Source organism: Kribbella polygonati (genome assembly GCF_050320105.1).
In the GTDB taxonomy this organism is placed as follows: Bacteria; Actinomycetota; Actinomycetes; order Propionibacteriales; family Kribbellaceae; genus Kribbella.
On record NZ_CP190129.1, the window covers coordinates 4,912,060 to 4,930,455 of the forward strand.

An 18,396-nucleotide genomic window follows, 5' to 3' on the forward strand; every position below is an offset into this window, starting at 1 on the left:
CTGAGCTGAATGCTGACGCTGACCTTCACCGTGGCCGACCTGGCCCGGACGCGGCTCGCGATGTCCCCCTTGTGGGAGGTCGTGGCGAGTGTCCGGCTGCTCCGGACGGGGCGGCCGCATCCGTTCCATCGCGAGTGGGTGACCGCGGTACGGCGGCGGCTCGACGGGGTGGAGCTGGGGCTGCTGTTCGACCTGGTGGATCCGGCCGTGTGGTACCTCGCGGACTTCCTGACGCCTGCGCCGAACAGTCCGGTGCCGGACCTGGAGACCGACCTCGGGGCGCTCCGCCGGGTGCCGCCCGAGCAGGTGCGGGCCGATCTCGACGTCCTCGCGTACGCCCGCCGTACGCCGCTCGGGTCGCTGGCCGAGGCCCGGATGCCGCGGCGGCTGCGCAGACCCCGACCCGACGAGCTGCCGTCCGCGGCGGTCGCCGAGCTGTACGCCGACCCGGCGGGCGGGACGGTGGAGCTGGCGGCGCAGGTCGAGCGGTACTGGGAGCTGGCGATCGCGCCGTACTGGGGCCGGATCCGCGCGCTCCTCGACGGCGACCTGCTGTACCGCGGCCGCCGCCTGGGCCAGGCGGGTCCGGCCGGGCTGTTCGAGGACCTCGCGACCGGCGTCACGTGGCGGGACGGCGTACTGTCCGTCCGCCACCGCCGGTTCCACGGCGACCGGCGGCTCACCGGCGAGGGCCTGCTGCTCATTCCGTCGGCGTTCGTCTGGCCGACCGTGTACTCGAGCACGATCCCGCCGTGGCAACCCACGCTCACCTACCCGGCGCGCGGCATGGCAACGCTGTGGACCACCTCCCCCACCACGCCGGCCGGCCTTGCGGGTGTTCTGGGCCGGTCCCGCGCGACGCTCCTCGTCCACCTGGACAGCCCACGGTCGACCACCGAGCTGTCCAGCCGCACGGGCCTCACCCCCGGCGGCACCTCCCAGCATCTGACCGCGTTACGCCAGGCCGGTCTGGTCAGCTCGCATCGCGTCGGCCGCGTCGTGCTGTACGCGCGGACGCCGGCGGCGGAGGCGGTGCTCGACGCGAGCCGTTGACTGTTGTCGTGACGACAATTACTGTTGTCACGACAACAGGAGGCCGGAATGTACGAGATCACAACGGAAACGGTCATCGGCGGTGACAGCACGGCGCTCTGGCGGGTGGTGACGGACGTCGCGCGCTGGCCGGAGTGGGATCCGCACGAGGATGTCGCGCGGCTCGACGGCGAGTTCGCGGTCGGGACCACCGGATGGGTGAAACAGAAGGGCAATCCGGGGGCCGCGTTCACGCTGACCGAGGTGGTGCCGGAGCGCCGATGGGCCAGCGAGTGCACATTGCCGGGCGGCAAGCTGTGGGGGTCGAACGAGTACGAGCAACTGCCCGGCGGGAAGATCCGCTGCACGCGGACGGTCCGGGTCACCGGGCCGCTGGTGCCGCTGTTCCGGTTCTACTTCGGGCGCCGGATGCGGCGGGACTTCTTCCGTACGTGGTCCGCTCTCGAGGCACGCGCCGCGGCGGTCGTATGAGTGCCGACGTACCGGACGGGCCGCTCGCGTCGCCTGGGTTCTGGCTGCATCACGCCGCGTTGCGCTGGCGGGCCGAGCTGGATCGCCGGCTGCGAGACGTCGGGCTGACGCCGACGCAGTTCCTGCTGCTGGCGTCCACCGGGTGGGTCGAGCACACGCAGGGCGCGCCGACCCAGCAGCAGGTCGCCGAGACCGCGGGCGCCGACCGGATGATGACCTCGAAGGTCGTGAAGACCCTCGAGGACCGCGGCCTGCTCCGGCGTACGGCGGACCCGGCGGACGCCCGCGCGTACCGGCTGCAGCTCACGCCGGCGGGCCGCCGTACCGCCCGCAAGGCGATCGCCGTCGCCCAGGCGCTGGACGAGGAACTGTTCGGCGAGGCGCCCGCCGCGGTGCGCGCCACCCTGCGGCGGATCGCCGAGTCCTAGCGGTTGTACGGCTGGGAGAGAAGCGGGCGGGTGTTGGTGAGGACCTGCTCGTAGTTGGCGCGGATGGTGGTCGCGTCGACGGTGACGGGCGGCTCCGGCTTGCCGAGCGGGATGTTCCAGGTGGGCGGGGTCGCGGCGCCGGAGAGGGCCCAGGCGGCTTGGCGGGCGGCTCCGAGGGCGACGTACTCGGCCGGTTCGGGGAGGACGACCTCGGCGCCGAGAAGGGCCGGGGCGAGGGCCTGTACGGCGCGGGAGCGGGCGCCGCCGCCCAGGAGGAGGACGCGCTGGACGGGGACGTTCTGCTCGCGGAGGGCGTCGACGGCGTCGGCCAGGCCGCAGAGCAGGCCCTCGACGGCGGCGCGGGCCATGGTCGCCGGCTGCATCGTGGCGCGGGTCAGGCCGTAGATCAGGCCGGTGGAGTGCGGGAGGTCCGGCGTACGTTCGCCGTCCAGGAACGGGAGCAGGACCAGGCCGTTGCTGCCCGGCGAGGTGATCGCGGCCTCGTCGAAGGCCGGGAGGTCCAGGCCGAGCATCTCGGCGGTCGCGGACATCACCCGGGCCGCGTTGAGGGTGCAGACGAGTGGGAGGTACTCGCCGGTCGCGTCGGCGAAGGCGGCGACCAGGCCGGTCGCGTCCTTGGTCGGGTGCGCCGAGCGGGCGAACGCCGTACCGCTGGTCCCGAGCGAGACCGCGACGTCGCCCGGCTGGAGGTCCAGGCCGAGGGCCGCGGCCGCGTTGTCCCCGGTGCCGGCCGCGATCGCCGCACCGAACGCCGTCTGCCCGACGATCTCCGCCGGCCCCGCGACCCGCGGCAGCTGCAGCTGCCGCCCGAACGCGAGCTCGACCAGGTCCGTCCGGTAACTGTCCGAGGTCGGCGCCCACCAGCCGGTCCCGGAAACATCTCCCCGATCGGTGGTGATCCCCTCGATCCCCGACCGATCAGCGGCCAGCTTGTGGGTCATCCAGTCGTGCGGCAACACCACAGCAGCAGCCCGCCGCACAGCCTCCCGCCGTACGTCGTTCGCCGCCGCCTCGTCGCGCATCCAGCGGAGCTTGGTGACGGTGAAGGACGGGACGGGGACCGAGCCGATCGCGTCGGCCCAGGCCTCGGGGCCGCCCAGTTCGGCGATCAGTTCGGTGGTGGCGTCGGCTGAGCTGGTGTCGTTCCAGAGGACGGCGGGGTGGACGACCTCGCCGGACTCGTCGAGGAGGACCATGCCGTGCTGCTGGCCGCCGACCGCGATCGCCTGGACGCCGTCGAGCAGGCCGTCGGACGCGGTCTCCCACGCCTTCCACCACTCGGCCGGATCCACCTGCGTGGCGTCGGGATGCGGCGCCCGGCCTTCGCGGACGACAGCACCGGTCTCGGCGTCGCACACCAGAACTTTGGTCGCCTGCGTGGAGCAGTCCACCCCGGCGACCAGCCTCAGCTCAGTCATGCCCCCACACTAGAGTGCTTCCAAGGTACGGCGGGCGCCGATCTCGTGCAGCGACCGCAGGGCAGCCCTGTACGGCGTCGTGAACCGCTCGTCGGACGCCAGGTCCCCGAACAGGTCCGGGTCCGAGATGAACACCAGCGGATCCTCCCGGTTGTGCTGGGCCCGCTCGACCAGCTTGTCGCGCAGCCGGTCGACGACCTCGATCGGCTCACCCTGCTCGTCGACGGCCTCGGCGTACCGCGCCCACGACGCGACCACGAGCACCGACCGCTTGATCTCCCGCCCGGCGGCGAGCTGCTCGCGGACCACCGGCAGCAGCCACTTCGGGATCCGGTCCGAGCTCTCCGCGCACAGCCGCGCCAGCGTGTCCCGTACCTCGGGGTTCGCGAACCGCTCGATCAGCTGGTGCTTGTACCGGTCCAGGTCCACCCCGGGCACCGGCGGCAACGTCGGCGTACCCTCGTCGTCCATGTAGCCGAGCAGGAAGTCGACGAACAGCTTGTCCTGACACACCTCGTGCGCGTACCGGTAGCCGGCGAGGAACCCGAGGTACGCCAGCGCCTGGTGCGACGCGTTCAGCAGCCGCAGCTTCATCAACTCGTACGGCTCGACGTCGTCGACGATCTGGACGCCGACATCCTCGTACGGCGGCCGCACCCCGCCGAACGAGTCCTCCAGCACCCACTGCGTGAACGGCTCGCAGACGACCGGCCAGCCGTCCTCGACGCCGAACCGCTCGGCCAGCGCGGCCCGGTCCGCGTCGGTGGTGACCGGCGTGATCCGGTCGACCATGCAGTTCGGGAACCGCACCTCGTTCTCGAGGAAGTCCGCCATGCCGGTGTCCTGCAACCGTGCGAACCCGGCGATCATCTTGCGCGCGACATGCCCATTGCCGGGGATGTTGTCGCAGGACATCACGGTGAACGGCGGTACGCCGGCCGCCCGGCGCCGGCGCAGCGCCTCGACGATGAACCCGAACGCACTCCCCGGCGTCGCCCCCGGTACGAGGTCCGCGGCCAGTGCCGGATCCGACGCGTCCAGTTCGCCCGTCACCTGGTTGACGTGGTACCCGCCCTCGGTGATCGTCAACGAGACGATCCGCGTCGCCGGATCGGTCATCCGCTCCAGCACCGCCTCGGCCGAGTCGGGCGCGAACAGGTAGTCGACGATCGACCCGATCACCCGAGGCTCGAGGGTCCCGTCCGGATGCTTGACGACCAACGTGTAGAGACAGTCCTGGGCGGACATCACCTCCGCCATCCGTTGGTCGTTCGGCAGCACCCCGACACCGACGATGCCCCAGTCGAGCGCCTTCCCCTCGGACATCAACCGGTCGAGGTACATCGCCTGGTGCGCCCGGTGGAACCCGCCGACCCCGAAGTGCACGATCCCCGGCGTCACCGCCGTACGGTCGTAGCTGGGGGCAACGATCTGCAGGGACTCGAGGGTGGTTGCGGACAACTTCACTTGACCGCCCCCAGCGACAGGCCCTGGACGAGTTTGTCCTGCGCGGCGAACCCGGCGATCAGCACCGGCAGCGACACCACGATGGACGCGGCACAGACTTTGGCGAGGAACAATCCTTGACTGGTCACGAACCCAGTCAAGAACACCGGAGCCGTCTGCGCCACTGTGCCGGTCAGCACACGGGCGAACAACAGCTCGTTCCAGCTGAAGATGAAGCAGATCAGCGCGGCCGAGGCGATCCCCGGTGTGACCACCGGTGCAACGACCGACCGGAGTGTCCTGGTCAGCGAGGCGCCGTCCACCGACGCCGCCTCGAGGATCTCCACCGGCACCTCGGACAGGAAGCTGCGCAGCATCCAGACCGCGATCGGCAGGTTCATCGAGGTGTACAGGATGATCAGCAGCCAGATGTTGTCCAGGAACCCGACCGACTGCGCGAACAGGTAGATCGGCAGCAGCCCGGCCACCACCGGCAGCATCTTGGTGGACAGGAAGAAGAACAGCACATCCGTCCATTTGCGAACCGGCCGGATCGACAGCGCGTACGCCGCCGGGAACGCGAGCAGGATGACCAGCGCCGTGGACAGGACGCTCGCGGTCAGCGAGTTCGCGATCGACGGCCACGGACCGGTACTGAAGAACGAGCGGTACCCGTCCAGGGTCAGCGGCGCCGCGACGTCCGGCGGGTTCTTCGCGGCGTTCTCCTCGGAGTGGAACGAGGTGAGCAGCATCCACAGCACCGGCAGCACGAACAGGATCCCGACGATCCACGCGACGCCGCTCAGGACGAAGCCACCACCACGGTTCTTCTTGCCGGTGACGATCGTGACCTGACCGCTCATCGTCCGGTCTCCTCTCGGAACAGGGTCGACACCGAGCGCAGTGCGAAGGTCGCGATCGCGATCGTGCCGATCACCACGATCACGCCGGCCGCGGACGCCCGCCCGTAGTCGTGCGCGGTGTAGAAGGTCTGGTAGATCGTGTACGGGAGGTTCGCCGTACCGAGGCCGCCGGAGGTGATCGTGAAGACCGCGTCGAAGTTCTGGACGACGTAGATCGACCCGAGCAGCGCGGACAGCTCCAGGTACTGGCGCAGATGCGGCAGCGTCATGTAGCGGAAGATCTCCCACTGGTTCGCGCCGTCGATCCCGGCCGCCTCGATCACGTCCAGCGGCCGGCTCTGCAGCCCGGCCAGCAGGATCAGCATCATGAACGGCGTCCACTGCCAGACCAGCGCGAAGATGATCGACCACAACGGCTGGTTGCTGATCCAGTCCGGCTGTGGCGCGTTGGCGCCGAAGAGCCACTTCAGCACGCCGTTGAACAGCCCGTACGTCGGGTTGTAGAGCGCGTGCTTCCACAGCAGCGCGGCCGCGACCGGGACCACCAGGAACGGCGTGATCATCATCGTCCGGACGGCACCGCGGCCGCGGAACTTCCGGTCCAGCAGCAGTGCGATCAGCAGCCCGAGGACCAGGCTGATCAGGACGACGCCCGCGGTCAGCAGGATCGTCACGAAGATCGCGTTCCGGGTGTTGGAGTCGGTCAGCACCCGGCGGAAGTTCGCGAACCCGGCGAACCCGCGCTCGTCCGGGTAGTACGCGTTCCAGTCCATGAACGACACCACGATCGTCACCACGAACGGCAACTGGGTGACGACGATCATGAAGATCAGCGCCGGCAGCAACGGCGCGCGGCGCGCCCAGTCGCCGGCCCTGCGCATCATTGCGCCCTCCGAACCAGGCCGCGCGGCGTGCCGCTTCGGCCGGGCCTGGGTGTCAGCTTTTGCGTCGACGGACATGACCGTCACCCCTTCCCCAGCCGCGAGCGATACCGCTCGGCGACGTCGTCTGCCAGTTTCTGCCCGTGTTTCAGCGCGTCGTCGACGCTGGTCTTCCCAGCGATCGCCGAACTCACGTCCTGACTGACCTGGGTCCCGAGGTCCGGGAACTCCGGGATGTCGACGAACTGGATCCCCGGCGCCGGCCGCGGCTGGGCCCCCGGGTTGTTCGGGTCGGCGTGCTCGATCGCGCTCTTGGTCGGCTCCGCGAACGCGGCCGCCTCCTTCAGGTACTGCGGGTTCTCGTACGTCGAGGCCCGCTTGCCGGCCGGAACGTTGGACCAGCCAACCTTCTGGCCGACCAGGTTCTCGTAGTCCTTGCCGGACGCCCAGGAGATGAACTTCCAGGCGTCGTCCTTCTTCTTCGAGGCTTCCTGGATACCCCAGGCCCAGGCGTACAGCCAGCCGGAGCTGTCGGTCTTCACGACCGGTGCCGGGGCGTAGCCCATCTTGCCCTTCACCGGCGAGTTCGGCGCCTCGAGCGAGCCGGCCGCCGAGGTCGCGTCGTACCACATCGCGACGTTGCTCTGGATGGTGTTGTTCAGGCACTCGGTGAAGCCGGCCTGCGGTGCGCCCGCCTCACCGTGCGCGCGGACGAGGTCGACGTAGAACTTGGTCGCCTCGGTGAACTCCGGCGAGTTCACCTGCGGCTGCCAGTCCTTGGTGAACCAGGTGCCGCCGAAGGTGTTCACGACCGTGGTGAGCGGGGCGAACAGCTGGCCCCAGCCGGGCTGGCCGCGCAGGCAGATGCCGCGCATCCCGGGTTGTGCGTTGTCGACCTTCGCCGCGATGTCCGCGACCTGCTGCCAGGTCGGCTTCGCCGGCATCGTGACGCCCTTGGACGCCAGGATGTCCTTGCGGTACATCAGGAACGACGACTCGCCGTAGAACGGTTCGCCGTAGATCTTGCCGTCGTCCGCGGTCATCGACTGGGTCATCGGCTTCAGGATGTCGCTCTGGTCGAACGACGGGTCCTTCGCGATGTAGTCCGACAACGGCGCGATCCACTTGGACTTCGCGTAGATCGGGATCTCGAAGTTGCTCACCGACGCGACGTCGTACTGACCGGCCTGGCTGGAGAACTCCTGGCTGATCTTGTCCCGGACGTCGTTCTCCGGCAGCACGGTGAAGTTCACCTTGATGCCGGTCTGCTTGGTGAAGTTGTCGGCGGTCAGCTTCTGCAGGTCCACCATCTGCGGGTTGTTCACCATCAGCACGTTGATGCTGTCCGCACCCCCGCCACCGACCCCGCCACCCCAGCCCGCACACCCGGTGACCGCGGTCATCACCAGCGCGACCCCGGCCACTCCGATGCGTTTGCGCCTAGTCAGCACTTCTGCCTCCGCTCATTTGAGCACACCTCCGCTCACACCTTGAGTAGACCGGTAAGCCACTTGACCTGTCAAGGGTCTGTGCAACACTTGGGTGCGGTGGTGCTCATATGAGCGGGGAGGCGTTTGATGGAGACCCTGGGGCCGGCACAGCTGGTGCTGACCGCGTCGATCGCGCGGCGGTACTACGTCGACGGACGGTCGAAGGTGGAGATCGCCGACGAGTTCCGGCTCAGCCGGTTCAAAGTCGCGCGGTTGCTCGACCAGGCGCGCAGCAGCGGGCTGGTACGGATCGAGATCAGCCACCCGGGCGCCATCGACCTGGATCTGTCCGCCCGCCTGCAGGAGTCACTCGGACTGCGCCGCGCGATCGTCGTCGACACCCCCGAGGTGGACGAGCCGGCGCTGCGCACCCAGCTCGGGAAGGCCGCCGCGGACCTGCTCACCGAGATCGTTACCCCCGACGACGTCCTCGGGCTGGCCTGGGCGCGGGCCGTCACCGCGATGACCGAGCAACTCACGTCGCTCGCCCCGGTGCCCGTCGTACAGCTCACCGGCGCGCTCACCCGCCCGGACGTCGAGGCCAACTCGGTCGAGCTGGTCCGGCACACCGCGCGGCTGTCGGGCGGTCCGGCGTACCTGTTCTATGCGCCGCTCGTGGTGCCGGACGCGGCCACGGCGCGGGCGTTGCGGCAGCAGCCGGAGGTCGCCGAGGCGATCAGCCACTTCGACTCGGTGTCGAAGGCGGTCGTCGGGCTCGGGTCGTGGGACGCCGGGCAGTCGACGCTGTACGACGCGATGGACGAGAAGGCCTGCGAACAGCTCCAGCGGCGCGGCGTGGTGGCCGACATCTCCGGCGTCTTCGTGGACGCGGACGGGGTCGCCGTACAGAGCCGGGTCACCGACCGGGTGATCGCGATCAACGCCGAGCAGATGGGCAAGATCGACGAGGTGATCGCGATCCCGTACGGGCTCGCGAAGGTGGACGCGGTCCGCGCCGCCGTCCGCAGCGGGCTGGTGAACGCGATCGTTACCCACGCACCCCTGGCGAAGGCGCTGCTCGGCGAGACAAACTAGCCCGCGATGCCTGACGAGACATTGCTGCTCGGCGGGACTGCGAACCGCGGGTTCGTCGTGCGGGTCGGAGACACCGTCCGACGACCGCTGCGCGCCAGTAGTACGGCGACCCACGCGCTGCTGGAGCACCTCGAACGGGTCGGCTTCGACGGCGCGCCACGGCTGCTGGGCGTCGACGAGCAGGGACGCGAGGTGCTGTCGTACCTGCCCGGCGAGACGGTGCAGGCGCCGTACCCGGCGTGGTCGATGACGGACGCGGCGCTGGACAGCGTCGCCGCACTGCTGCGGGAGTATCACCAGGCGGTGGAGGACTTCCGGCCGGCCGGTCTGGAGTGGGCCGAGCCGGTGCCCGCCGACTACGTGAACGGCCTGATCAGCCACAACGACCCGAACCTCGACAACGTGGTCTTCCGGGAGGGCACCGCGGTCGCCCTCATCGACTTCGACCTCGCCGGCCCCGGGTCGGCGCTGTGGGACGTCGCCACCGCCGTACGCCTGTGGGCCCCACTGCGCCCCGACGCGGACATCCACGACGTACGCCGAGGCCGCTCACTCCAGCGTTTCCGCCGCTTCGCCGACGCCTACGGGCTGACCGAACCAGACCGCCGACGCCTCGTTGACGCCGCCGCCGACAACCACATCTGGTGCATGGACTACGTCCGCCGCGGCGCCGAATCCGGCCACCCCTGGTTCCACCAACGCTGGACCACCGGCGAAGCAGAACTCACGGACCGCACCAACACCTGGTTCAAGACCCAGTCCCGGGCCCTCCACCGGGCACTCCTCGAGAACTAGCAGCCTCCGCACGCCCCTCGTAGTACTTCTCCTGCAGTCGCTTGATGGAGTGTGGGATGAACATGATCACCGGGTTCGGGAACGTCGCGATTCTGCCCATGTCACTCAGCAGCAGCGCGACGAACATCGCCCCAATCAGGCCGACCACCACCATCCAGCCTCTCCGGCAGATCCACGGTCCCTCGTCGGCGACCAGCCCACGCCGAGTCACCGCGCCGACCCCGAACAGCACTCCGGTGAGTGCGAACAACACCGCAACCACCGCCAGGAACCACGGCTCCCCGACGGCGTAGTCGCCGTGCCCCGAGTAGACCAGCCCAGCGCAGACCAACTCACCAACGGCGATCAACGCGTAGAACGCGGCACCCAACTTCATCTTCGGCATGTCTGGGGAACCGACGGCACCAACACCTGGTTCAAGACTCATGCCGAGGCTCTCCAGAGCTAACAGCAGCCTCCGCACGCCCCTCGTAGTACTTCACCTGCAGCCGCTTGATCCATCCTGGGATGAAGATCGCCGAAGCAGTCGGGTACGGCGCACCCCACTCGGACTCACCCAGGAACGCCACCACGATCCCAGCGCCTACGAGGGCAAGCACAACGATCCAGCCCTGGCGGCAGATTCGGGGGCCGTCGTCGGACACCAACCCGCGCCGGGTGACCGCCCCAACGCCGAACAGCACCCCGGTCAGCAGCAGCACCGCCGAGATCGCGACCTGGTACCAGCGGTCGGCAGCGGCGTACGTGCCGTAACCCCGGAAGACCGCTCCGGCGGACACCACCCAACCGACCGCGACCAGCGCGTACACGACCGCACCCAGCTTGAGCTTCGGCATACCTGGTTATCGCCGGGGGTGGATTGGCTGTTACTGCACGAAGTGGAAGAGAATGTGCGGGTGCGTTCACGGGTGGTGTTGCTGGCTGGGCCTTCGGGGGCCGGGAAGTCGCGGCTTGCGGAGCAGGTCGGGCTTCCCGTCGTACGGCTGGACGACTTCTACCGTGACGGTGACGACGAGGCGATGCCGCGCTCCCCGCTCGGGATCGTCGACTGGGACGACCCACGCTCCTGGGACGGCGAGCGGGCGGTCGCGGCGCTCGAGCAGTTGTGTACGACGGGATCCGCCGAACTCCCGATCTACGACATCGCCGCCGACGGCACCGTCGGTCACCGTCCGGTCAACCTCGGCGACGCTCCGCTGATCGTTGCCGAGGGCATCTTCGCCGACCAGATCACCGGCGCACTGCGGGATCGCGGCCTGCTGGCGGCGGCGATCTGCGTGTACCACCACCGAATCGTCACGTTCGCGCGCCGCTTCCAGCGGGACCTCCGCGAGCACCGCAAACCTCCGCTGACATTGCTGCGTCGCGGTCTGTTGCTGCTCCGTGACGACCCCCAGGTGGTGGCGCGCTGCGTCGCCGCCGGCTGCGAACCCCTGCACCCGAAGGCGGCCCGGGCCCGGATCGAGACCCTTCTCACCACGACTGCCTCGTCGTGAAGACAAGATTGTTCGCCTGAAGTTAACCAACTTCTGTTGGTATCGGTGCCGATCATCGGATGCACTCGGGGGGCGAGTGGCCGAACGGAGAGGGACCGTGACACGGAATGCTGCCGGAGTTGCCGTTGCAGTAACCGCGCTGCTGCTGGGTGTGACGGCCTGTGGTAACGACGGGGGTACGTCGGCCAGCGCTGCCGAGACCCCGGCCGCGAAGCACTCGGCCCTCACCGGTACGGCGGACAAGACCGCGAAGAGCGCCCTCGCCGACCTGGTCGTGCTGCCCGGCGGGTACGTCGCCGACCCCGGCAACCCCACCGGCGCGTTCACGGCGACGTCGTACCTGAACACCTGGTCCGCCGACCCGGCGCTGGACCGCGCGCTGCTGCTGAACGCCGGCTTCGTCGAGGGCTACCGGGCGACCCGGCTCAGCCCCGACAAGAAGAAGCGCTTCACCGTCCAACTGTTCAAGACCGGCTCCGCCGCGAAGGCCCAGGCCCTGCAGAACGGCCTGTGGACGCAAGACACCCACGACCACCCGTTCGCCGTCCCGGACGCCCTCTCCGACGCGAACGTCGAGTACGACGGCGGCACCGACCAGTCCGTCGCCACCGCCGAGGCCAGCCTCGCGATCGGCACCACAGTCGTCGAACTCACCGTCCGCGAAGCCGCCTCCCTCGGCACAACACTCACCCCTGACACCGCGCTGATCACCACCCTCGCCAAGGACCAACGCACCCGCCTGACCGCCCCCTCCAACTGAGGGTCGCCCACTGGCGGCGGCAGTTCTTCGTGCTGATGCTGGTGGTTCAGCTCGCCTGGCGTACGTACCCCGTATAGCTCACAGCCAGGCGTGTTGCTGGCCGCGACGGGCGTCGGGTGGATGGTGGCGGGGCTGTCCCCGGCGGACGACGCTGCCGCTCACCTAGGTCGCAGGACCCGGCCCGGACGTCGTCGACGAGAATCTGCACGTGGTCAGTGGCGCGTTCCCGATCTTCGCGTTCGGCAATCTCGCGGTGCTGCTGGCCGGTCTGCTTCGGGACGCCGCGCCGCGATGCGTGCGGTGGTACGGCGCCGCGCTCGGTGGGCTCGAGCTGGACGCGGTGGTTCTGCATTTCACCCGGCGCGGGGTGGGCGTCGGCGGTGTGGAGCGGGTGACCGCCTTCGCCCTTCCCAGGTGGCTGATTCTCGGCGGTCAGGCGGTGATGCGGTCGATCACCAGTGGGCCTGGTCGGTGGGAGTCGGCGACTGCGATGGCGTCGGTCAGGGACTCCAGGGCGCGGTCGATCCGGGTCGGGTCGTCCGTGTGCAAGGTGAGGAGCGGTTGGCCCTCCCGGATGTGATCGCCTGGTTTGGCGTGCATTTCCACGCCGGCGACCGCGGACACCGGGTCCTCCTTGCGCGCGCGGCCCGCGCCGAGGCGCCACGCGGCCACGCCGACCGCGAGGGCGTCCAGCTTGGAGAGTACGCCGGAAGCCGGAGCCGGTACGACGTGCTGCTCGGGCGCGACCGGGAGTACGGCGGACGGGTCGCCGCCCTGGGCCGAGATCATCGCCCGCCAGGCGTCCATCGCCGTACCGTCGCGCAGCTTCTCCGCCGGGTCGACGCCGGTGACGCCGGCCGCGGCGAGCATCTCGTTGGCGAGGGCAACGGTCAGTTCGACCACGTCGGCGGGGCCGCCGCCGGCGAGGACCTCGACGGACTCGCGCACTTCCAGGGCGTTTCCGGCGGTCAGGCCGAGCGGGACCGACATGTCGGTGAGCAAGGCAACGGTCCTCACGCCGGCGTCCGTGCCCAGGGCAACCATCGTCTCGGCCAGTTCGCGGGCGTCGGCGAGGTCCTTCATGAACGCGCCGGAGCCGACCTTCACGTCGAGCACCAGCGCGCCGGTACCCTCGGCGATCTTCTTGCTCATGATCGAGCTGGCGATCAGCGGGATCGCTTCGACGGTGCCGGTCACGTCGCGCAGCGCGTACAGCTTCTTGTCCGCGGGCGCCAGGCCGTCGCCGGCGGCGCAGATCACCGCGCCGACGTCCTCCAACTGCCGCATCAGCTCGTCGTTGGAGAGCGCGGCGCGCCAGCCGGGGATCGACTCGAGCTTGTCCAGGGTGCCGCCGGTGTGGCCGAGGCCGCGGCCGGACAGCTGCGGTACGGCGACCCCGCAGGCCGCGACCAACGGTGCCAGCGGCAACGTGATCTTGTCGCCGACGCCGCCGGTCGAGTGCTTGTCGGCCGTCGGCCGGGACAGCTTGCCGAAGTCCATCCGTTCGCCGGACGCGATCATCGCGGCGGTCCAGCGGGCGATCTCGCGGCGGTTCATGCCGTTCAGCAGGATCGCCATCGCGAGCGCGGACATCTGCTCGTCGGCGACGTCGCCCTTGGTGTAGGCGTCGATCACCCAGTCGATCTGGCCGTCGCTCAGCTCGCCCCGGTCGCGCTTGGTACGGATCACGTCCACAGCGTCGAAGCTCATGACTTACTCCTCCAGGTTGTACGGCCCGAACGCGTCGGGCAACAGCTCACGCAGCGGCCGCAGCCCGGACCGCGTCTCGAGCACCAGGTCGGGCCCGCCGTTCTCGAACAACAACTGCCGGCACCGCCCGCACGGCGACAGCACCTCGCCGCGATGATCCACACAGGTGAACGCGACCAGCCGCCCGCCGCCCGTCCGGTGCAGGTCCGACACCAGACCGCACTCGGCACACAGCGTCAACCCGTACGACGCGTTCTCCACGTTGCACCCGGCAACAACCCGCCCGTCGTCGACATACGCCGCCGCCCCCACCCGATACCCGGAGTACGGCACATACGCCCGGCGCATCACTTCCACAGCCGCCTGCCGCAGTACCTCCCAGTCGACATCCACCCGCCCAGCATCCGATCCGGGCTTGGAGCCGGGCGGCTCGCCGGGTGGGGTCGTGTTATTCGGTGACGTAGGGTTCACCGTCGGCCTTTGGGGCTCTTACTCGGCCGACTAGGCCGGCTACGGCGATGATGGTGGCGACGTACGGCGCCATCAGCAGCAGGGAGCCGGGGATCGGGGTCTGGATGATCTGCAGCTGGGACTGCAGCTGGGTCGCGAAGCCGAAGAAGAGCGCGGCGACGGTTGCGCCGATCGGGTGCCAGCGGCCCATGATCAACGCCGCCAGCGCGATGAACCCGTTGCCCGCGGTCATCTCCTTGCTGAAGGACCCGGCGTACCCGACGGTGAAGAACGCGCCGCCGAGCCCGGCCAGCACGCCGGCCGCGAGGACCGCGGAGTACCGGGTCCGCTTGACCTTGATGCCGACCGTGTCGGCCGCCTTCGGGTGTTCGCCGACCGCGCGGATCCGGAGACCCCAGCGGGTCTCGAAGAGCACGAACGTGACCACCGCGACCGCCAGGTACATCAGGTACACGAGGATCGTCTGCCGGAACAGGATCGGCCCGATGAACGGGATGTCCCCCAGCCCGGGGATCTTGATCGCGGACAGTACGACGGGTGTGTTGAGCTGATCCGCCTTCGGCTGCATGAACTGGTCGAACAGGAACCCGGTGATACCGGTCGCGAACACCACCAGCACGACACCGAGCACGACTTGGTTGACCAGGTACTTGATCGAGAACACCGCCAGCAGCGCCGCCATCAGCACGCCGGTCGCGGCCGCCGCGACGAGCGCCGCCGCCCCGCTGTGCGTCGTACTGGACACCAGAGCCGCGGTGAACGCGCCGACCAGGAACTGGCCCTCGATCGCGATGTTGATGACCCCGGCCCGCTCGCACATCACGCCGGCCAGCGCACCGAGGATCAGCGGGGTCGCGAAGTTCAGCGTGCCCTGGAACTGGTTCGCCAGCGGGAAGGTCTTCCCGGCCGATGCCCAGCACAGGAACGCGCCGATGAAGCAGATCCCGAGGATCGCCGCCAGCCAGCCGGCTGCTCGCGGCGGGACCCGACGGCGGACGGACGGTACGACGTACGCGACCGCGGCCGCCGTACCGAGGATGCCGAGGATCAGGCCGACCGGCTGCGCGGGCAGCCCGAGCAGGTTGTGCTGCAGGTCGCCGGACACCAGCTGGAACGTCGCCTTGCCGCTCTTCGTGAAGATCGCCAGGCCGAGGCCGATCAAGGCGAACACCAGCATCACGCCGCCGACCCGCTGCCGGCGAGTCCGCTCGGCCGGCCCCTCGATGATCTCCGGCTTCGGCGCGGCAGCCGGTACCGCGTCGGGAGTTGTCTCGGTCATCCGTTCCAGCCTTTCGCGAGCACTGCGCCGGCGCCGCGGTCCTTCGGCAGGAAGCGGAAGACCGAGCGCACCAGCGCCGGAGCCGCGACGAACAGCACGATCACGGCCTGCAGGACAGTGGTCAGGGTCAACGGCGTCTGGGTGATCAGCTGCATCTGCAGACCGCCCGCGTTCAGCGCGCCGAACAGCAGGCCGGCCAGCACGGTGCCGATCGGCGTACCGCGACCGAGCAGCGCGACCGTGATCGCGTCGAACCCGACCGAGGCCGCGACTCCGTCGGTCAGCGGCAGGTCGGTGCCGAGTACCTGCTGGACGCCGGCCAGCCCGGCCAGCGCGCCGGCTACGACCATCGCGATCACGTACGCCCGGCCGACCGACATGCCGGCGGTCCGGGAGGCGTCCGCGTTCGCGCCGACCGCGCGCAGCTCGAAGCCGATCGTCGAGCGGTTCAGCAGCCACCAGACGAACACCGCCGCCAGCAGCGCGAGCACGAACCCGAGGTGCAGGCGGGTGCCGCCGAACTTCGGGAACTGCGCGTTCGCGTCGACGATCGGGGAGATCGGGTCGGTCCGCCCCGGCCGCTGGAACGTCTTCGTGGTCAGCAGCCACTGCAGCAGGTAGAGCGCGACGTAGTTCAGCATGATCGTCACGATCACCTCGTGGGCGCCGGTGCGGGCCTTCAGCAGGCCGACCACACCGCCCATCAGCGCACCGCCGACCAGGCCGGCGACGATCGCGACGATCAGGTGCAGGACCGGCGGCAGGTGCCAGGCGAACCCGACGTACCCCGCGAGGATCGCGCCGCCGATCAGCTGGCCCTGGGCGCCGATGTTGAACAGCCCGGTCCGGAACGCCAGCGACACCGCCAGGCCGCCGCAGATCAGCGGTGTTGCCTGGGTCAACGACTCGCTGATCGGCGTGACGCCGCCGAGCGCGCCGGACAGCAGCGCCCGGTACGCGTTGCCGACCGCGCTGCCGGCCGCGGAGATGGTGTCCATCGGCGCGGCGCCGAAGTACCCGGCCGCCTTCTGGACCTGCTGGTCGCCGATGATGATCAGGATCGCCCCGACCACCAGCGCCAGCACGATCGCGCTCAGCGACACCAGTCCCTGGACGACCCACGACGGCAGCCCGGAACGGGCCGGTTCCCCCTTGGCCGGCGCGGGCGCGGGCGCGGCCGTTGTCTCAGTGCTCATCAGATGGTTCCCAACGTGGTCGGGTTCTCGATCGCCGTCTCGTGTGCCTCGGACCTGGAGGCGCCGGCCATCATCAGGCCGAGCTCGTCGCGGGGCGTGTCGGCCGGTACGACGCCGACCACCTGGCCGCGGTACATCACCGCGACCCGGTCCGCCAGCGCGGCGATCTCGTCGAGTTCGGTGGAGACGATCAGGACCGCCGTACCGTGGTCGCGTTCCTCGACGATCCGGTTGTGCAGGAACTCGATCGAGCCGACGTCCACGCCGCGGGTCGGCTGCGAGGCGACCAGCAGCTTCAGCGGGCGGGACAGCTCGCGGGCCAGCACCACCTTCTGCTGGTTGCCGCCGGACAGCGACGACACCGGCAGGCCGATGCCCTGCGTACGGATGTCGAACTCCTGCACCCGGGCGGTCGCGTTCTTGTCGATCTCGTCGGTCCGCAGCGCCAGCCCGTTGCCGAACGGCGCCTCCCGGAACAGGTCCAGGATCAGGTTCTCGGCGACCGTGAACGAGCCGACGAAGCCGTCGTGGGCGCGGTCCTCCGGGACGTACCCGATGCCGGCGTCGAGCCGGTGCCGGGTGGACTTCGCGGTCAGGTCGGCGCCGTCGAGGAAGATCTGGCCGGCCGCGATCGGCGTCAGCCCGAGCAGCGCCTCGGTGAGCTCGGTCTGGCCGTTGCCCTGGACACCGGCCACCGCGAGGATCTCTCCGGCCCGGACCTCCAGGTCCACGTTGTCGACGGCGGTGAACCCGCGCTCGTCGATCACGGTCAGCCCGGTGACCCGCAGTACCGTCTCCTTCGGCTCCGCCGGGGCCTTGTCCACCACCAGGTCGACCGCCCGGCCGACCATCAGCTCGGCGAGCTCCTCCTCGGACGCCGACGGCTCGGCCTGGCCGACCACCTTGCCGCGGCGGATCACGGTGATCTTGTCCGCGATCGCCTTGACCTCTTTGAGCTTGTGGGTGATGAAGACGATCGACGTACCGCTCTCCTTGAGCTGCCGCATCACGTCGATCAGGTCGTCGATCTCGGCCGGGGTGAGGACGGCGGTCGGCTCGTCCAGGATCAGTACCCGGGCGTCGTTGGCGAGCGCCTTGAGGATCTCCACGCGCTGCTGGACGCCGACCGGGATGTCCTCGACCATCGCCTCCGGGTCGACCGCGAGGCCGTACCGGTCGGACAGCTCGGTGACCCGGCTGTGCGCCTTCTTCCGGTCCAGTACGCCGGCGCCGCGGGTGGTCTCGCGGCCGAGCATGACGTTCTCGGCGACGGTGAACACCGGGACCAGCGTGAAGTGCTGATGGACCATGCCGATGCCGTGCCGGATCGCGTCGCTGGGCGAGGTGATCCGGACCTTCTCGCCGTCGATCACGATCTCGCCCGAGTCGGGCTGCAGCAGCCCGTAGAGCATGTTCATCAGGGTGCTCTTGCCGGCCCCGTTCTCACCGAGCAGGCAATGGATCTCGCCCGGCTCGATCACCAGGTCGATGTGGTCGTTGGCGACCAGGGAGCCGAAACTCTTGGTCAGCCCGGAGAGCTCGAGATGCATGCGCAGCCTTCCCTTCAGACGGCGAGCCAGGGA

Annotated in this window: 19 protein-coding genes; 7 read left to right on the forward strand and 12 right to left on the reverse strand. The window is 69.7% G+C overall.

Features of this window, described 5'->3' with window-relative positions; genetic code table 11:
- Window positions 1–9 precede the first annotated feature (9 nt).
- The 3 genes from ACQHIV_RS23265 to ACQHIV_RS23275 are packed head-to-tail and all read left to right on the forward strand — an operon-like array spanning window position 10 to window position 1,952.
- A complete protein-coding gene (locus ACQHIV_RS23265) occupies window positions 10–1,053 on the forward strand; it encodes a DUF5937 family protein (protein WP_427885105.1) in 1,044 nt (347 codons plus the stop codon).
- Between the two features lie 48 nt (window positions 1,054–1,101).
- Window positions 1,102–1,524, forward strand: coding sequence for an SRPBCC family protein (locus ACQHIV_RS23270; protein WP_427885106.1), 423 nt, complete (start codon window positions 1,102–1,104; stop codon window positions 1,522–1,524).
- Complete coding sequence (locus ACQHIV_RS23275) at window positions 1,521–1,952, forward strand: MarR family winged helix-turn-helix transcriptional regulator (protein ID WP_427885107.1); 432 nt, start codon at window positions 1,521–1,523, stop codon at window positions 1,950–1,952. The genes ACQHIV_RS23270 and ACQHIV_RS23275 overlap by 4 nt, the downstream gene beginning before the upstream one ends.
- Here ACQHIV_RS23275 and xylB read toward each other — a convergent pair.
- Genes xylB through ACQHIV_RS23300 form a run of 5 tightly spaced genes read right to left on the reverse strand, consistent with a single transcriptional unit; the run spans window position 1,949 to window position 8,032 of the window.
- Complete coding sequence (xylB, locus tag ACQHIV_RS23280) at window positions 1,949–3,391, reverse strand: xylulokinase (RefSeq protein ID WP_427885108.1); 1,443 nt, start codon at window positions 3,389–3,391, stop codon at window positions 1,949–1,951. The two genes, ACQHIV_RS23275 and xylB, sit on opposite strands and share 4 nt — an antisense overlap.
- A gap of 9 nt (window positions 3,392–3,400) precedes the next feature.
- Window positions 3,401–4,858, reverse strand: coding sequence for a mannitol dehydrogenase family protein (locus ACQHIV_RS23285; RefSeq protein WP_427885109.1), 1,458 nt, complete (start codon window positions 4,856–4,858; stop codon window positions 3,401–3,403).
- Window positions 4,855–5,700 (reverse strand): carbohydrate ABC transporter permease, encoded by an 846-nt coding sequence (locus ACQHIV_RS23290; protein WP_427885110.1) that lies wholly within the window; start codon window positions 5,698–5,700, stop codon window positions 4,855–4,857. The genes ACQHIV_RS23285 and ACQHIV_RS23290 overlap by 4 nt, the downstream gene beginning before the upstream one ends.
- On the reverse strand, window positions 5,697–6,659 hold the full coding sequence (locus ACQHIV_RS23295; RefSeq protein WP_427885111.1) for a carbohydrate ABC transporter permease: 963 nt from the start codon (window positions 6,657–6,659) through the stop codon (window positions 5,697–5,699). The genes ACQHIV_RS23290 and ACQHIV_RS23295 overlap by 4 nt, the downstream gene beginning before the upstream one ends.
- A gap of 5 nt (window positions 6,660–6,664) precedes the next feature.
- Window positions 6,665–8,032, reverse strand: a complete 1,368-nt coding sequence (locus ACQHIV_RS23300) for an ABC transporter substrate-binding protein (protein WP_427885112.1) — start codon at window positions 8,030–8,032, stop codon at window positions 6,665–6,667.
- Between the two features lie 126 nt (window positions 8,033–8,158).
- Between ACQHIV_RS23300 and ACQHIV_RS23305 the strand changes: the two genes are divergently transcribed.
- On the forward strand, window positions 8,159–9,106 hold the full coding sequence (locus ACQHIV_RS23305; protein ID WP_427885113.1) for a sugar-binding transcriptional regulator: 948 nt from the start codon (window positions 8,159–8,161) through the stop codon (window positions 9,104–9,106).
- 6 nt (window positions 9,107–9,112) lie between these two features.
- On the forward strand, window positions 9,113–9,901 hold the full coding sequence (locus ACQHIV_RS23310; RefSeq protein WP_427885114.1) for a phosphotransferase: 789 nt from the start codon (window positions 9,113–9,115) through the stop codon (window positions 9,899–9,901).
- Here the strand turns inward: ACQHIV_RS23310 and ACQHIV_RS23315 are convergent.
- Window positions 9,855–10,286, reverse strand: a complete 432-nt coding sequence (locus ACQHIV_RS23315) for a hypothetical protein (RefSeq protein WP_427885115.1) — start codon at window positions 10,284–10,286, stop codon at window positions 9,855–9,857. The two genes, ACQHIV_RS23310 and ACQHIV_RS23315, sit on opposite strands and share 47 nt — an antisense overlap.
- Before the next feature lie 31 nt (window positions 10,287–10,317).
- Window positions 10,318–10,737 (reverse strand): hypothetical protein, encoded by a 420-nt coding sequence (locus tag ACQHIV_RS23320; protein ID WP_427885116.1) that lies wholly within the window; start codon window positions 10,735–10,737, stop codon window positions 10,318–10,320.
- 60 nt (window positions 10,738–10,797) lie between these two features.
- Between ACQHIV_RS23320 and ACQHIV_RS23325 the strand changes: the two genes are divergently transcribed.
- Together ACQHIV_RS23325 and ACQHIV_RS23330 are read left to right on the forward strand one after the other, a co-directional pair.
- Window positions 10,798–11,397, forward strand: a complete 600-nt coding sequence (locus tag ACQHIV_RS23325) for a uridine kinase family protein (protein ID WP_427885117.1) — start codon at window positions 10,798–10,800, stop codon at window positions 11,395–11,397.
- 97 nt (window positions 11,398–11,494) lie between these two features.
- Window positions 11,495–12,157, forward strand: a complete 663-nt coding sequence (locus tag ACQHIV_RS23330; RefSeq protein ID WP_427885118.1) for a hypothetical protein — start codon at window positions 11,495–11,497, stop codon at window positions 12,155–12,157.
- A gap of 432 nt (window positions 12,158–12,589) precedes the next feature.
- On the opposite strand, the gene ACQHIV_RS23335 is transcribed toward ACQHIV_RS23330, so the two are convergent.
- Genes ACQHIV_RS23335 through ACQHIV_RS23355 form a run of 5 tightly spaced genes read right to left on the reverse strand, consistent with a single transcriptional unit; the run spans window position 12,590 to window position 18,363 of the window.
- Window positions 12,590–13,867: a thymidine phosphorylase gene (locus ACQHIV_RS23335; protein ID WP_427885119.1), complete on the reverse strand. Its 1,278-nt coding sequence runs from the start codon at window positions 13,865–13,867 to the stop codon at window positions 12,590–12,592.
- A 3-nt stretch (window positions 13,868–13,870) separates the two neighbouring features.
- A complete protein-coding gene (locus tag ACQHIV_RS23340; RefSeq protein ID WP_427885120.1) occupies window positions 13,871–14,260 on the reverse strand; it encodes a cytidine deaminase in 390 nt (129 codons plus the stop codon).
- Between the two features lie 55 nt (window positions 14,261–14,315).
- Window positions 14,316–15,617 carry an ABC transporter permease gene (locus ACQHIV_RS23345; protein WP_427885121.1) on the reverse strand — a complete coding sequence of 434 codons (1,302 nt, stop codon included), beginning with the start codon at window positions 15,615–15,617 and terminating at the stop codon, window positions 14,316–14,318.
- Window positions 15,614–16,813 carry an ABC transporter permease gene (locus ACQHIV_RS23350; protein ID WP_427885122.1) on the reverse strand — a complete coding sequence of 400 codons (1,200 nt, stop codon included), beginning with the start codon at window positions 16,811–16,813 and terminating at the stop codon, window positions 15,614–15,616. Before ACQHIV_RS23350 ends, ACQHIV_RS23345 begins: the two co-directional genes overlap by 4 nt.
- Entirely contained in the window at window positions 16,813–18,363 is a 1,551-nt protein-coding gene (locus ACQHIV_RS23355; protein ID WP_427885123.1) for an ABC transporter ATP-binding protein, read from the reverse strand. Before ACQHIV_RS23355 ends, ACQHIV_RS23350 begins: the two co-directional genes overlap by 1 nt.
- Window positions 18,364–18,396: the final 33 nt, after the last annotated feature.